15 protein-coding genes are annotated in these 15,014 nt (G+C 65.7%); 9 read left to right on the top strand and 6 right to left on the bottom strand.

Annotation, left to right across the window (positions count from 1 at the left end):
• Positions 1–48: 48 nt before the first annotated feature.
• The 8 genes from DCG74_RS03255 (at position 49) to DCG74_RS03220 (ending at position 6,545) form a co-directional block, all read left to right on the top strand.
• Entirely contained in the window at positions 49–711 is a 663-nt protein-coding gene (locus DCG74_RS03255; protein WP_172786700.1) for an amino acid ABC transporter permease, read from the top strand.
• On the top strand, positions 708–1,502 hold the full coding sequence (locus tag DCG74_RS03250) for an amino acid ABC transporter ATP-binding protein (protein WP_172786699.1): 795 nt from the start codon (positions 708–710) through the stop codon (positions 1,500–1,502). Before DCG74_RS03255 ends, DCG74_RS03250 begins: the two co-directional genes overlap by 4 nt.
• Complete coding sequence (locus tag DCG74_RS03245) at positions 1,502–2,257, top strand: SDR family NAD(P)-dependent oxidoreductase (RefSeq protein ID WP_172786698.1); 756 nt, start codon at positions 1,502–1,504, stop codon at positions 2,255–2,257. The genes DCG74_RS03250 and DCG74_RS03245 overlap by 1 nt, the downstream gene beginning before the upstream one ends.
• On the top strand, positions 2,254–3,381 hold the full coding sequence (locus DCG74_RS03240; RefSeq protein WP_172786697.1) for a muconate cycloisomerase family protein: 1,128 nt from the start codon (positions 2,254–2,256) through the stop codon (positions 3,379–3,381). The genes DCG74_RS03245 and DCG74_RS03240 overlap by 4 nt, the downstream gene beginning before the upstream one ends.
• A gap of 256 nt (positions 3,382–3,637) precedes the next feature.
• Positions 3,638–4,057 (top strand): HIT domain-containing protein, encoded by a 420-nt coding sequence (locus DCG74_RS03235; protein WP_172786696.1) that lies wholly within the window; start codon positions 3,638–3,640, stop codon positions 4,055–4,057.
• 10 nt (positions 4,058–4,067) lie between these two features.
• Complete coding sequence (gene nudC / locus DCG74_RS03230) at positions 4,068–5,009, top strand: NAD(+) diphosphatase (protein ID WP_172786695.1); 942 nt, start codon at positions 4,068–4,070, stop codon at positions 5,007–5,009.
• An 11-nt stretch (positions 5,010–5,020) separates the two neighbouring features.
• Positions 5,021–5,938, top strand: a complete 918-nt coding sequence (locus DCG74_RS03225; RefSeq protein WP_172786694.1) for a sugar kinase — start codon at positions 5,021–5,023, stop codon at positions 5,936–5,938.
• Positions 5,939–6,035: 97 nt separating this feature from the next.
• Positions 6,036–6,545, top strand: coding sequence for an Lrp/AsnC family transcriptional regulator (locus DCG74_RS03220; RefSeq protein WP_025032510.1), 510 nt, complete (start codon positions 6,036–6,038; stop codon positions 6,543–6,545).
• Positions 6,546–6,708: 163 nt separating this feature from the next.
• Here the strand turns inward: DCG74_RS03220 and DCG74_RS03215 are convergent, their stop codons facing one another.
• The 6 genes from DCG74_RS03215 to DCG74_RS03190 form a co-directional block, all read right to left on the bottom strand.
• On the bottom strand, positions 6,709–8,208 hold the full coding sequence (locus DCG74_RS03215) for a phosphomannomutase/phosphoglucomutase (protein ID WP_172786693.1): 1,500 nt from the start codon (positions 8,206–8,208) through the stop codon (positions 6,709–6,711).
• A gap of 158 nt (positions 8,209–8,366) precedes the next feature.
• Positions 8,367–8,708: a DUF86 domain-containing protein gene (locus tag DCG74_RS03210; RefSeq protein ID WP_172786692.1), complete on the bottom strand. Its 342-nt coding sequence runs from the start codon at positions 8,706–8,708 to the stop codon at positions 8,367–8,369.
• Positions 8,698–8,994: a nucleotidyltransferase family protein gene (locus tag DCG74_RS03205; protein WP_172786691.1), complete on the bottom strand. Its 297-nt coding sequence runs from the start codon at positions 8,992–8,994 to the stop codon at positions 8,698–8,700. Before DCG74_RS03205 ends, DCG74_RS03210 begins: the two co-directional genes overlap by 11 nt.
• A 62-nt stretch (positions 8,995–9,056) precedes the next feature.
• Positions 9,057–9,569, bottom strand: coding sequence for a TIGR02281 family clan AA aspartic protease (locus tag DCG74_RS03200; protein ID WP_172786690.1), 513 nt, complete (start codon positions 9,567–9,569; stop codon positions 9,057–9,059).
• Positions 9,570–9,696: 127 nt separating this feature from the next.
• Positions 9,697–12,171, bottom strand: coding sequence for an ATP-dependent helicase HrpB (hrpB, locus tag DCG74_RS03195; protein ID WP_172786689.1), 2,475 nt, complete (start codon positions 12,169–12,171; stop codon positions 9,697–9,699).
• A gap of 129 nt (positions 12,172–12,300) precedes the next feature.
• A complete protein-coding gene (locus DCG74_RS03190; protein WP_172786688.1) occupies positions 12,301–13,617 on the bottom strand; it encodes a UDP-glucose/GDP-mannose dehydrogenase family protein in 1,317 nt (438 codons plus the stop codon).
• A gap of 193 nt (positions 13,618–13,810) precedes the next feature.
• Between DCG74_RS03190 and DCG74_RS03185 the strand changes: the two genes are divergently transcribed.
• Positions 13,811–14,878, top strand: coding sequence for an acyltransferase family protein (locus tag DCG74_RS03185; RefSeq protein WP_172786687.1), 1,068 nt, complete (start codon positions 13,811–13,813; stop codon positions 14,876–14,878).
• The last annotated feature ends 136 nt before the right edge of the window (positions 14,879–15,014 follow it).

The raw sequence follows: 15,014 nt of genomic DNA, 5'->3' as shown, positions 1-15,014 counted from the left end.
GCGATGCGACCTCTCCCGCAAGCGGGAGAGGTGAAGAAGAGAGCACGCATGTATCAGTGGGACTTCGGAATCCTCTGGAGCTATCGCTGGCTCTTTCTCAACGGGCTCGGCGTCACGGTCGGCTTCACGATCGTCATCGTCGTGTGCGGACTGCTGTTCGGCCTGCTCGGGGCGTTCGGCAGCCTGTCGCGGATCAAGGCATTGCGGCTGACCGCGCTCGCCTTCATCGAGGCGTTCCGCTGCACGCCGATCCTGGTGCAGCTGATCTGGTTCTATTACGCGCTGCCGATTCTCGCCGGTGTCGAGATGACCCCGATCACGGCTTCCGCGCTGGCGCTCTCGCTCTATGGCGGCTCGTTCTATTCGGAGATCATCCGCGGCGGCATCGTCTCGATCGACAAGGGTCAGTCCGAAGCCGGCGCGGCGCTCGGCATGACGCCGAGCCAGAGCATGCGCCGCATCGTGCTGCCGCAGGCGATCAAGCGCATGATTCCGGCGCTGATGAACCAGTCGATCATCCAGTTCAAGAACACCTCACTGGTCTCGGTGCTCGCAGTCCCCGACCTCGTTTATCAGAGCCAGGTCGCCGCCCATGACAGCTACCGGCCGCTGGAGACCTACACCGCGGTCGCGCTCGCCTATGCGGCAATCCTGATTCCGCTCACCATCCTCGTCCGCCGCGGCGAGAAGCAACTGGCGGTGAGCGAATGAGCGAGACGTCGAAAATCGAGATCCGCAGCCTTCGCAAGTGTTTTGGCAGCAACGAGGTCCTCAAGAACATCAATCTCGACGTCACCAAGGGCGGTGTCGTCGCGCTGATCGGGCCATCAGGCTCGGGTAAATCAACGCTGCTCCGCTGCATCAATCTCCTGGTCGTGCCCGACGGCGGCAGCGTCCGCGTCGGCGACACCCGCTTTGCGTTCGGAGACGGCGCCAAATTGCCCGATGTCAAAACGCTGGCGAGATTCCGCGCCACCACCGGCATGGTGTTTCAGCACTTCAACCTGTTCCCGCACATGACGACGCTGCAGAACGTGATGGAGGGGCCTGTCACGGTGCGGCGCATGGCCAAGGCGGAGGCCGAAACGCTCGCGCGTGCGCAGCTCGCCAAGGTGGGACTTGCGGAGAAAGCGGACCAATATCCGGCGACGCTCTCCGGCGGCCAGAAGCAGCGCGTCGCGATCGCGCGGGCGCTCGCGATGGAGCCCGATGTCATGCTGTTCGACGAGGCCACCTCCGCGCTCGATCCCGAATTGGTCGGTGAGGTGCTGAACGTGATCCAGCAACTCGCGTCGGAGGGCATGACCATGGTGATCGTGACGCACGAGATCGCGTTCGCCCGCGAGGTGGCCGAGCGTGTCGTGTTCATGCGCGACGGAATCGTGGTCGAGGAGGGTTCGGCGCGGCAGGTGATCGACAGCCCGCGGGAGGCTGCGACGCGCGCCTTCCTCAGCCATTTCCACCGCACCGGCGCGCTGCCGCCGGCAAATGCGATATCGTGATGTCCGACATCAATCGCGTCTATCTCGTCACTGGTGCCGCCAGCGGCATCGGCCGCGCCACCGCAAAGCTCCTTGCGGCGCCGGGCACTGCGCTGCTGCTCCACACGCGCGCGAACACAGAAGGCCTCGACGCGAGCGCGGCCGAGGCCGAAGCGAAAGGCGCCATCGTCGCAAAGTGTCTCGGCGATCTTGCCGAGAAAGCCGCCATTACTGCTGCCGTCACCGCCGCGAATGCCGCCTTCGGCCGGCTCGACGGATTGATCCTGGTCGGCGGCCACGCCCGTCGCGGCAGCGCCATTGGCACGCCGGCGGATGAATTCCGCAAGGCGATGGACGAATCGGCGCTGGCGTTCACGCGGCTGGTTGATGCCGCGCTGCCGCTGCTGCGCGCCGGGCGCGATGCGCGCATCGTCGCGATGTCGTCCTTCGTCGCGCACGCGATCCGACCCGAATTCGCGCCCTTTGCTGCGACCGCCGCGAGCCGTTCCGCGCTGGAAGCGCTGGTGCGGCTGGCCGCGATCGAGCTCGCGAAGGACGGCATCACCGTCAATGCGGTATCACCCGGCCTCATCGTCAAGGACAGACCGAGCGAGAGTCGGCTGTCGCCCGAACAGATCGCCGCAACCGAAGCGCTGATCCCGATGCGCCGCCGCGGGCGGCCGGAGGAAGTCGCCGAGATCATCGCCTTCCTGGCGTCACCGAAGGCGTCCTACGTCACCGGCCAGGTCTGGCACGTCAATGGAGGCCTGACATGACCGAAGCAACCATCGAGCGCATCAGGCTGTTCCTGATCGAAAGCCCGATCAAGATGGCGCGCCTGCAGGGCGTCGGCAACGTCAAGGGCACGGTGAAGCGCGTGCTGATCGAGCTGACCTGCAGCGACGGCGTGGTCGGCTGGGGCGAGGCGGCACCGTGGGAGGTCTTTACGGGAACGCCTGAAGCGGCGTTCTCGGCGCTCGACATTTACTTGCGCCCCATCGTGCTCGGCAAGCCGGTGCGCCGCATCCGCGCGTTGATGGCCGAGCTCGACCGTGCGCTGGTCGGACATGCCGAGGCCAAGGTCGCAATCGAGATGGCGTTGCTCGACATCGTCGGCAAGTCGTCTGGGCTCTCGGTTGCCGACCTGCTCGGCGGCCGCGTGCGCGACACCATCCCCCTCTCCTTCTCGATCGCCGATCCGGATTTCGCGGCCGATCTCGAGCGCATGCGGAAAATGGTTCCGGACGGCAATGTCATCTACAAGGTCAAGACCGGCGTGAAGCCGCATCGCGAGGACCTCGATCATCTCGAAGCGATCCGCAAGGAATTCGGCGACAAGGTCGACCTGCGCGTCGACTACAACCAGGCGCTGGCGCCGTTCGGCGCCATCAAGATCCTGCGCGACGTCGAGGAATTCGCGCCGACCTTCATCGAGCAGCCGGTGCCGCGCAAATATCTCGACGTGATGGCGCAGCTGACCGCGGCATTGGAAACGCCGGTGCTGGCCGACGAAAGCTGCTTCGACCGCCGCGACATGATGGAGGTGGTGCGGCGTGAAGCGGCCGACGCCGTCTCGATCAAGCTGATGAAGGCCGGCGGCCTGTTCGAGGCCCAGGCGATCATGGCGATCGCCGACATCGCCGGCCTGCCCGGCTATGGCGGCACGCTGTGGGAGGGCGGCATCGGCCTTGCCGCCGGCACGCAGCTGATCGCGGCCACCCCGGGCATCTCGCTCGGCTGCGAATTCTACATGCCACATCACGTGCTGACCGAGGACGTGCTGGAAGAGCGCGTTGCGAACCGCGCCGGCCATGTCGTGGTGCCCGACGGCCCGGGCCTCGGCATCCGCGTCAGCGAAACATCGGTCCGCGCCAATGCAAGGGTGCTGGCGGAGGCGTAGTTTCTGTCATTCCGGGGCGCGCGCAGCGCGAGCCCGGAATCCATAACCACAGGCGGGGGCTGCCGCACGCGCTGGCAACCAAGAGTCTTCGCCACGCTGCTCCCTGTGGTTATGGGTCCCGGATCTGCGCTTCGCTTGTCCGGGACGACGAGCGCGTATGCGGTGACAGCGGGGCGCCATCCTTCCCCTCCGGGAATCCCTATCGTATGGTCGCACCCGACAAGCCCGTTCCCCATCGGGCCATCCGGAAACGCATATGCCCGAACCCGCCTGGTCACTGCACTCCCGCCTGAAAGAGGACACCATCGATATCGGCGATCTGCCGCTGTCGAAGGTGCTGGTCATCAAGGATGCGCATTATCCCTGGCTGCTGCTGGTGCCGCGACGGGTGGATGCGATCGAGATCATCGATCTCGACGAGGTGCAGCAGGCGCAGCTGATGACGGAGATCTCCCGCGTCTCGCGCGCGCTGAAGGAGATCACCAAATGCGAAAAGCTCAACATCGCCGCGCTCGGCAACCTCGTGCCGCAGCTGCACGTCCACATCATCGCGCGCCGGACCAGTGACGCGGCCTGGCCGCGGCCGGTGTGGGGCGTGATGCCGCCATTGGCGCATGACGCCGCGGAGGTTCAGAATTTCATCAGCGCGCTTCGCCGCAAGATCTGGTTGGGTTGAAAGAACAATAATGTCAGCATTCGACGCATTTCCGCTGGGGCAGCCGGCCTTCGTCACCAACGTCCTCGACCGCGCCGCGCATCTGCGCCGAGACGACGAGAAGCTGTTTGTGCTGGAGCAGAAGCCGTCTTCGCGCGCCTATGTGGTGTATCGCGACTCGCTGCTGGTGAAGCGCGACGGCGACAAGGTGCGCGCGCTGCTCGGAATCGACGAAGCGCTGAAATGCGGTGTCAATCCCGGCACGGTGTTCCTCGGGCTTCGCGGCGGTGCGGCCGTGTTCGGCATGGGCCTGTCGCAGGCGGCCGCCGAGAAGCTGGTCGGCGGCGGCGACTACGCCGTCACCGAGCTGCGCGGCATGGCGATGCAGGGCGCGATCCCGCCCGAGGAGCTCTCGGCCGTGGCGATGGCGAAGTCGATGGTGGGCTGGCACCAGCGCCACGGCTATTGCGCCAATTGCGGCACGCGTACCGCGATGAAGGAAGGCGGCTGGAAGCGCGACTGTCCGAGCTGCAAGGCCGAGCATTTTCCGCGCACCGACCCGGTCGTGATCATGCTGGTCGCCTCCGGCGACAAGTGCCTGCTCGGCCGGCAGAAGCAGTTTCCGGCAGGTATGTATTCGTGCCTCGCCGGCTTCGTCGAGGCCGCCGAGACCATCGAGGACGCGGTGCGCCGCGAGATCCTGGAAGAGTCCGGCATTCGCTGCACCGACGTGCAATATTACATGACCCAGCCCTGGCCCTATCCGTCGTCGCTGATGATCGGCTGCAGCGCGCGGGCCGTGAGCGAGGACATCGTGGTCGATCACGCCGAGCTCGAGGACGCGCGCTGGTTCACGCGCGAGGAGGCGGCCCTGATGCTGACACGGACGCATCCCGACGGGCTCGCCGGCCCGCATCCCTTCGCGATCGCCCATCATCTGCTCGGCCGTTGGGTACACGAGAAGAGCAGCTGAGCCGAACGACGATGGCCGGGATCGCGCCGCGCATCCTCTGCATCGGCATGCCGGTGCGCGACCTCATCCTGCGCGTCGAGGCCCTGCCCGAACGTGGCAGCAAGGCGAACGCCAGGCATCTCGCCGAGATCTGCGGCGGCAACGCGCTCAATGCCGCGATCACGATCGCACGGCTCGGCGGCCGCGTCGCCTTCGCGGGGCCGATGGGCGATGCACGGGAGACGTCCAGCTATTTCATTCTCGCGCAGATGGCGCAGGAGGGCATCGATAGCACGCATATCGTGCGCATGCCGGGCCTGACCACGCCGGTCTCGGCGATCATGATCGAGCCCTCGGGCGAGCGGACGCTCACGATCTATCGCGATCCCGCCTTGTGGACCGTGAAGCTGCCCGAGGCCGACGCGTTGCTCGCTGATTGTCAGGCGGTGCTCGTCGAAAGCCGCTGCGCGGCCTTCGCGACCTCGCTTGGCGCAGAGGCACGCCGGCGCGGCATCCCCGTCATCGTCGGCGTCGACCGCGCGATGGCGTTGCAGGACGGTCTGCTCACGGCCTCCTCGCATCTGCTATTCGCCAGCACCGAGCTGCAGGAGACGGCTGGCATCGCTGACGACGGCGCGGCCTTGAGGCGCCTGGCGGAGCTGACGCCCGCCTTCCTGGCGGCCACAAGGGGCCCGCGCGGCACGATCTGGCTGAATGAGGCGGGCGCGCTGGAGGAGACACCGGCCTTCCCGGTCCAGGCGGTCGATACGCTGGGCGCCGGCGACGTCTTCCATGGCGCGTTCGCGCTCGGCCTCGCCGAGGGTAAGGACGTAAGGGGGGCGATGCGATTCGCCGCGGCTGCCGCGGCGCTGAAATGCACCCGCCATGGCGGCGGCCCGGCCGCCCCGCAACGCATTGAAGTTGAAGAGTTTTTGCGCGACCGCCGGTAGAGCGATTCCACTGTCACGCCGAGATTATAGGCTTGCCGTGGAAAGATTTTCTCTATATCAGGGAAATCTGCCCCTGAAATGGAACAAAGTTCTTCAAATGACTGATGTCGCCGTCCAGATCCCTGAGACCAGCCGCCGCCTCGACGCCATCGACCGCAAGATCCTGATGGTCCTCCAGGAAGACGCCTCCCTCTCCGTCGCCGAGATCGGCGACCGGGTCGGCCTGTCCTCGACCCCCTGCTGGAAGCGCATCCAGCGCCTGGAGGCCGACGGCGTGATCATCAAGCGCGTCGCCCTCGTCGACCAGAACAAGATCGGGCTCGGCATCTCCGTGTTCGTGTCGGTCGAGAGCTCCGACCATTCGGATGCCTGGCTGAAGCGGTTCGCCGAAGCCGTCAGCGCCATGCCGGAAGTGATGGAGTTCTATCGCATGGCCGGCGACGTCGACTACATGCTGCGCGTCGTGGTCGCGGACATGCAGGCCTATGACGTGTTCTACAAGAAGCTGATCAGCGCCGTGCCGCTGAAGAACGTCACCTCGCGCTTCGCGATGGAGAAGATCAAGTCGGTCACCGCGCTGCCGATCCCGGCGGTGGTGGCGGCTTAGGATTCATTACACGAAAACTGTCATCGCCCGGCTTGACCGGGCGATCCAGTACTCCGAGGCGGCTGTGATCGAACCGAGAGGCCGCGGCGTACTGGATGCCCCGGTCAAGCCGGGGCATGACAGCGAGATTGTGGCGCGGGCTGTGTTTCCCTGACGCCTCACCTCAAATCTTCTGGTTGTACTCGCCGACCTCGGGATGCGTGCGCAGCACGCTGTTCACCATCTCGAACATGTCGTGCATGCGCTGCTCGGAGACCGGGCTCTCGACCACGACGACGAGCTCGGGCTTGTTGGAAGAGGCGCGCACCAGGCCCCAGCTGCCGTCCTCGACCGTGACGCGCACGCCGTTGACCGTGACGAGATCGCGGATCGCCTGATCGCCGATCTTGGCGCCCTTCGCTTGCAAACCTTCGAAGTGCTTCACCACCTTGTCGATGACGCCGTATTTGACCTCGTCGGCGCAGTGCGGCGACATGGTCGGCGACGACCAGGTCTTCGGCAGCGCATTCTTCAAATCGGCCATCGACTTGCCGGGCGCGCGATCGAGCATGTCGCAGATCGCGATCGCCGAGACCAGGCCGTCGTCATAGCCGCGGCCGAACGGCTTGTTGAAGAAGAAGTGGCCCGACTTCTCGAAGCCCGCCAGCGCGCACATCTCGTTGGTGCGGCGCTTCATGTAGGAATGGCCGGTCTTCCAATAGGCGACCCTGGCGCCCTGCTTCTGCAGCACGGGATCGGTGACGAACAGGCCGGTGGACTTCACGTCGACGACGAACTGCGCATCCTTGTGGATCGCCGACATGTCGCGCGCCAGCATCACGCCGACCTTGTCGGCGAAGATCTCCTCGCCGGTGTTGTCGACGACGCCGCAGCGGTCGCCGTCGCCGTCGAAGCCGAGGCCGACATCGGCCTTGTGATGCAGCACCGCATCGCGGATCGCGTGCAGCATCTCCATGTCTTCCGGGTTCGGATTGTATTTCGGGAAGGTGTGGTCGAGCTCGGTGTCGAGCGGGATCACCTCGCAGCCGATCGCCTCCAGCACCTGCGGCGCGAACGCGCCGGCGGTGCCGTTGCCGCAGGCCGCGACCACCTTGAGCTTGCGCGTCAGCTTCGGACGGGAGGTGAGATCGGCGATGTAGCGCGCGGGATAATTCTCGTGGAACTGGTAGGAGCCGCCCGCCTTGTTCTTGAACTCGGCATTGAGAACGATCTCCTTCAGCCGCGTCATCTCGTCGGGACCGAAGGTCAGCGGGCGGTTGGCGCCCATCTTCACGCCGGTCCAACCATTGTCGTTGTGCGAGGCCGTGACCATGGCGACGCAGGGCACGTCGAGGTCGAACTGCGCGAAATAGGCCATCGGCGTCACCGCAAGGCCGATGTCGTGGACCTTGCAGCCCGCCGCCATCAGACCGGAGATCAGGGCGTATTTGATCGAGGCGGAATAGCCGCGGAAATCGTGGCCGGTAACGATCTTTTGGCGGACGCCGAGCTCGGCGAACAGCGCGCCCAGCCCCATGCCGAGCGCCTGCACACCCATCAGGTTGATTTCCTTCTGGAACAACCAGCGCGCGTCGTATTCGCGAAAGCCCGTCGGCTTCACCATCGGCTCGGATTCGAAGGCGTAGGTGTTGGGCAACAATACGGATTTCGGCTTCGGGAACATTGAGTCGATCTCGTGGAAAGGGGGCGGGATTTGCTGCAGGCTTAGCGAATGCCGGACCGCAGCGAAAGGCGGGAATGAAGGCTTATGGCCGATAATTGCGGCAGTTTGGTAACGCGAAATAGTGCGCCGGCAGAGACTTCCATGTCCGGTCAGATCGGCTATGGGCGCGCCATCTCATCTTCGACGACCACCCTGAGAGGGGGGAGGGCCTGTTGAACGGTCTCCCACACAAGATTGGCTGCAACGTCCTCATAATTGTGGCGATAGACATTGCCTGCGGCCGCCATCTGCCTCCATGCGATCGCTGGATGCCTGGCCTTCAGCTCCTCTGGCAGACGGCGAGACGCCTCTGAAATTATCTCCAGACAGCGCGTAACGGCATAGACCGCCCGCAAGTCCGCCGCGAATGCTTCGCGGTCGAGACCTCCGGCGAACTCAGTCGCCAAATCGATGTGATGCAGGATGTCCCGCAGCGTCCCGTCGATGCGATCAGAAGGCATAGATGGCGTCAGCCGTCGCCGCAGGTGCGACGTATGATTTCAGACCGTCGCGATTGACGACATCAACCGGCCCGTCAAAAAGGTTGGAAAGGTATTCCTTGAGCTCGACGTAGTCGAAGACCGTGATCCGCGCCTCCGGATCGATCTCGACCATGATATCGACGTCGCTGCCGGAGTGATTTTCGCCCCTTGCGACCGAACCGAACAATGCGGCATGCAAAACGCCCCGTTCGCGCAGGGCGCGCTCGGACCGTCGCAGGATGGCAATCGCGTCGGGGCTGTTCATGGACGGAATATAGCACCCCGTCCGGCCTTAAGGGAGGCCCCACAAGGCCAATTGGAGCAGACCTACTGCTCCAGCACCATCTGCCCGTTCGCGTATTCGAAACGCTTCAGGCGGGACAGGAAGGAGAGGCCGAGCAGGTTCTCCGACAGCGCTTCGTCCGGCAGCACCATGGCATCGACGTCGCGCACGATGAGGCCGCCGACATCGAGCATGGCAATGCGGGTGCGCGCGGCCTTGATGGTGCCGTTGGCGGTGGAGACGGTGGCGTTGTACTCGCTGCGCGAAGGACGCAGGCCAAAGCGGGCGGCCGAGGTCTCGTTGAGCGCAACGACGGACGCGCCGGTATCGATCATGAAGCCGATGCGCTGGCCGTCGATCCGGCCCTCGGTCTGGAAATGACCGCGGCCATCCCGGGAGATGGCCAGGCTGCGGCCGCCGGCCGGCGCGGTGGCCGCGACTGCGACCGTCGTGCGCGGCACCGACGTGGCGGAAGCCGAGCTCATCTTGTCCGCCATCTGCGCCATGAAGGTGCCGAGGCCGATCATGACGGCCGCGATGATCATAATGTTACGCATCACACCACTTCCGAGCCGAAAGCTCGATTTCACCACGCGACAAGGCCAACCGCGAGCGAAGGCACGCCGGGGCTCCTGTCATTTTGACGAAAAGGATGAGCGGAGGGTTAATGCCGGTTGCGAGTTCTCACGTCCCGCGCGGCTTCGCCCGCCTGGTCGGCACTGCGCTCGCGGGATCGTCGGGCCAGGGGTGACGCGGATAGCGGCCGCGCAGGTCGGAGCGGACGGCGGCGTAGCTGCCGCGCCAGAAGCCTGGCAGATCGCGCGTCACCTGCACCGGGCGCTGGGCCGGGGACAGCAATTCCAACACCAGTGGCACCTTGCCGGCGGCGATCGAGGGATGGGTGTTGAGGCCGAACAATTCCTGCAGCCGGACCGCGATGGTCGGCCCCTGCTCGGCCTCGTAGTCGATCGCAATCACGCTTCCGGTCGGCGCCTCGAAATGGGTCGGCGCCTCGCGGTCGAGCCGCGCGCGCATCTGCCACGGCAATAGCGCCATCAGGGCATCGGAGAGATCGCCCGCGGAGATGTCCTTCAATGCGATCTTGTCGTAGAGCGCCGGCACCAGCCAGTCGTCGCGCCGTGCGATCAGGCCGTCGTCCGAGAGATCGGGCCAGCTGTCGCCCTCGGCCTTGCGCAGGAACATCACGCGATCACGCCATTGCTTGGCGGCCTTCGACCAGGGCAGCCGGTCGAGGCCCGCGGTGATCAGGCCATCTGCAAAGATGCGTGCGGTGTCCTCCGAGGGCGACACGGCAAGCGTCGCTTCGGACAGCGTGATCGCGTGCAGCACGCGCCTGCGCCGCGCCCGCAGCGCCATCGCGCCGCGATCAAAGGAGATCTCGTCGGTGGTCTCGATGTGCTCGGCGAAATGCCGCTCGATCTCGTCCTCGGTGATTTGCGCGGCGAGCAGGATGCGTCCACTCGCGGCCGTCCCCGTCATCTCGCCGATGGCGATGTAGGGCGCGCGGGCGAGCGAGGAGGTCTGCTCGACGGACGCGCCGCGCCCGTTGGCCAGCACGAAGCTGCCATTGCCGCGATTGCGCGCGACGCGGTCCGGAAACGCGTAAGCGAGCATCAGGCCGGTCGAGAGATCCTCCTGCTGCGCCACCTTCTCCGCAGCCGCGACCTGCGAGGCCCAGCGGCGGGCCAGATCGCGCGCGCTTGCCGCGCGCGGCGAGCGGTCCCGGCGGAACTGGTCGCGGCGGTGCTCGAGATCGACGCTGTCGCCGCCAAGGCCGCGCTCGGTGATGACGGCTGCGATTTCGGCGGCGGCCTCGCCGCTGCCGGCGCGATGCGAATCCACGATCATGCGCGCCAGCCGCGGCGGTAGCGCCAGCGCGCGCAGGCTCTTGCCTTCCGCGGTGATGCGGCCATCGCCGTCGAGCGCGTTGAGCTCGGTCAGCAGGCTCTTGGCTTCCTTCCAGGCCGGCTGCGGCGGCGGATCGAGGAACGACAATGCGGCGGGATCGCCGACGCCCCATTGCGCGAGATCGAGCACCAGCGAGGACAGATCGGCGCTGAGGATTTCCGGCTGGGTGTAGGGCGCGAGCGAGGCGGTCTGCGGCTCGTCCCAGAGCCGGTAGCAGACGCCGGGCTCGGTGCGGCCGGCGCGGCCGCGGCGCTGGTCCACCGCTGCGCGCGAGGCGCGCACGGTCTCGAGCCGCGTCAGGCCGATATCGGGCTCGTAGCGCGGAACGCGGGCGAGACCGGAGTCGACCACGATGCGCACGCCTTCGATGGTGAGCGACGTCTCGGCGATCGAGGTCGCCAGCACCACCTTGCGCGTGCCCTTGGGGGCCGGCGCGATGGCACGGTCCTGCACGGCGGCATCGAGCGCGCCGAACAGCGGCACGATCTCGACGGAGGCGTCCTGCACGCGCTCGGAGAGGAAATTCTGCGTGCGGCGGATTTCGGCGGCGCCCGGCAGGAACGCCAGCACCGAGCCGCTGTCGGCGCGCAGCGCGGACGCGATCGCATCCGCCATCTGCCGTTCGATCGGCGCGTCGGCCTTGCGGCCGAGATAGCGCGTCTCGACCGGAAACGCACGGCCCTCGCTTTCGACGACGGGGGCATCGCCGAGCAGCCTTGCCACCCGCGCACCGTCGAGCGTTGCCGACATCACCAGGATGCGCAGGTCTTCGCGCAAGCCGGTTTGCGCATCACGCGCCAGCGCGAGGCCCATGTCGGCATCGAGCGAGCGTTCATGGAATTCGTCGAACAGGATCGCGGCAACGTCGGAGAGTTCGGGATCGTCGAGGATCTGGCGGGTGAAGATGCCCTCGGTCACCACCTCGATGCGTGTGGCGCGCGAGATCTTCGAGCCGAAGCGGACACGATAGCCGACGGTTTCGCCGGCGCGCTCGCCGAGCGATTTGGCCATGCGGTCGGCACTGGCGCGCGCGGCGATGCGGCGCGGCTCCAGCACGATGATCTTTTTGCCTTTAGCCCAGGGTGCATCGAGCAAGGCCAGCGGCACGCGTGTGGTCTTGCCGGCGCCCGGCGGCGCCACCAGCACGGCGGCGTTATTGCCCTCCAGCGTGCGCGACAAATCGTCGAGCACGGCGTCGATCGGGAGGGGCGTGTCGAAGCTGCGGGGCAAGGAAGCATCCGGTCGTCATGCCCGGCCTTGTGCCGGGCATCCACGTTCTTTCAAGCGAGAGTGAACAAGACGTGGATGGCCGGGACAAGCCCGGCCATGACGGTTTCGTTCAACGAGAATGTGCAGCTATCAGCCCTGCACCGCCGGCCGCCCGACGCTCTCATAGGTGAAGCCGGCGGCTTCCATGTCCTCGGGGCGGTAGATGTTGCGGAGGTCGACGACGACCGGCTGCGCCATGGTCGCCTTCAGCCGGTCGAGATCGAGCGCGCGGAACTGCACCCATTCGGTGACGATGACGAGCGCGTCGGCGCCTTGCGCGCAGACATAGGCGTCCTCGCAATAGGTGATATCGGGCAATTCGCCCTTGGCCTGCTCCATGCCGACGGGATCGAACGCCTTCACCTTCGCGCCCATGTCGATCAGACCGGTCACCAGCGGAATCGACGGTGCATCGCGCATGTCGTCGGTGTCGGGCTTGAAGGTGAGGCCGAGCACGGCGACGGTCTTGCCGCGCAAATTGCCGCCGAGCGCCTGGCTCACCTTGCGCGCCATCGCGCGCTTGCGGTTCTCGTTGACCGCCAGCACCGATTCGACGATGCGCAGGTTCACGTCGTAATCCTGCGCGATCTTGATCAGGGCCTTGGTGTCCTTCGGGAAGCACGAGCCGCCGAAACCGGGACCGGCATGCAGGAATTTTGTGCCGATGCGGTTGTCGAGGCCGATGCCGCGCGCGACCTCCTGCACGTTGGCGCCGGCTTTTTCGGACAGATCGGCGATCTCGTTGATGAAGGTGATCTTGGTCGCCAGGAACGCGTTGGCGGCGTATTTGATCATCTCGGCGGTGCGGCGCTCGGTGAACATCAGCGGCGCCTGGTTCAGCGACAGCGGGCGATAGATGTCGCCCATCACCTTGCGGCCGCGCTCGTCGGAAGTGCCGACCACGATGCGGTCGGGGAATTTGAAATCGCGGATTGCCGCGCCCTCGCGCAGGAACTCGGGATTGGAGGCGACCACCACGTCCGCCGACGGATTGGCCTCGCGGATGATGCGCTCGACCTCGTCGCCGGTGCCGACCGGCACGGTCGATTTCGTCACCACCACGGTGAAGCCTTGCAGCGACTGCGCGATCTCTTTCGCGGCGGCATAGACGTAAGACAGGTCGGCATGACCGTCGCCGCGGCGCGAGGGCGTGCCGACCGCGATGAACACGGCGTCGGCATCGGCAACCGGCTTCTTCAGGTCGGTAGTGAAGTCGAGCCGCTTGGCTTTGACGTTGTTCGCGACCAGCTCGTCGAGGCCAGGCTCGTAGATCGGGATCTCGCCGCGATGCAGGGCCGCGATCTTCCTCTCGTCCTTGTCGACGCAGGTGACGTCGTGGCCGAAATCCGCAAAGCAGGCGCCGGACACCAATCCCACATAGCCCGTGCCGATCATCGCAATTCGCATGAAAAATCCTGTTCCAGCTTGGTTAACGGAAGCCCAATTGGGGGCGGTTTAGCATTTTCCCGAGGTCATGGAACAGTCCGCATGCAAAAACCGGCCCGCGATTTGAACCGGTAAAGAAGTCGGAAACCACTGGGCTCCAAACTGCCCCACGCCCACACAGGGACGGGCGGAACGCGCCTCGAAAAGGGACACCATGGCACGATCAGGCACAATCGCGGCGGCCAGCCCTTCCAAGGCGCCTTCGGCCGCGCGTATCGACTGGGTCGACTATGCCAAGGGCATCTGCATCGTCATGGTCGTGATGATGCATTCGGTGCTGGGGGTCGAGCTTGCCGCCGGGCAGATCGGCTTCATGCATGCCGTCGTGGCCTTCGCAAAGCCGTTCCGGATGCCGGATTTCTTCCTGATTTCGGGCTTGTTCCTGTCTCTGGTCATCGATCGGGACTGGCGAACCTATCTCGACCGCAAGGTGGTGCATTTCGCCTATTTTTATGTCGTCTGGGTGACAATCCAATTCGGCTTCAAGGCGCCGGCCTTCGCGGCCGAGACCGGCTGGCATCAGGTTGGCCTGTTGTATCTCGAATCCTTCGTCGAGCCGTTCGGCACGCTGTGGTTCATCTATCTGCTGCCGATCTTCTTCGTCGTCACGAAACTGACACGCAAGGTCCCGCCGCTCGCGCTCTGGCTAATCGCCGCCGCGCTGGAGACCGCGCGCATCACGACCGGCTCGACCGTCATCGACGAGTTCTGCGCACGCTTCGTCTATTTCTATTCGGGCTATTTGCTCGCGCCTTACGTGTTCGCCCTGTCGAATCGCGCGCGGAAGCATCCGGCGCTGGCGCTTGCAGCGCTCGCCAGCTGGGCGCTGGTCAATGCCGGCCTCGTCGCATCGGGCGCCAGCGAGTGGGCGATCGTCTCGCTCGCGCTCGGCTTCGCCGGCGCCTGCGCCATCATCGTGGCGGGCACGCTGCTCGCGCGTGCGCACTGGCTCAATTTCCTCCGCTTCTGCGGCGAGCATTCGATCGTGATCTATCTCGCCTTCTTCCTGCCGATGGCGTCGACACGGACGCTGCTGCTGCGCACGGGTGTCATTGCCGATATCGGCACGGTGTCGCTGCTCGTCACCGTCGCCGGCGTGCTGGGTGCGTTGGCGATCTGGCAAGGCGCATTGCGGCTTAATGCGCGCTTCCTGTTCGAGCGGCCCGATGCGTTCTGGATCGCGCCGAGGAAAACGGGTGCGGTGTTGCAGGCGGCGGAGTAGCCGCGCCCACGGTGTCGTCGCCCGGCTTGCCGTCTTCGCTAAAGCTTCGCCGGCCGAGCACCGCTGTGGGCCCGGCGTAGCCTCGCGGAGACGGGATCGGGCGACCCAGTACGCCGAGACGCCAGTCATTGAACCG

It is taken from the genome of Bradyrhizobium sp. WBAH42, assembly GCF_024585265.1.
In the GTDB taxonomy this organism is placed as follows: domain Bacteria; phylum Pseudomonadota; class Alphaproteobacteria; order Rhizobiales; family Xanthobacteraceae; genus Bradyrhizobium.
Note: the sequence above shows the minus strand (reverse complement) of the source record. Positions and strands in the feature narration are given on the sequence as shown.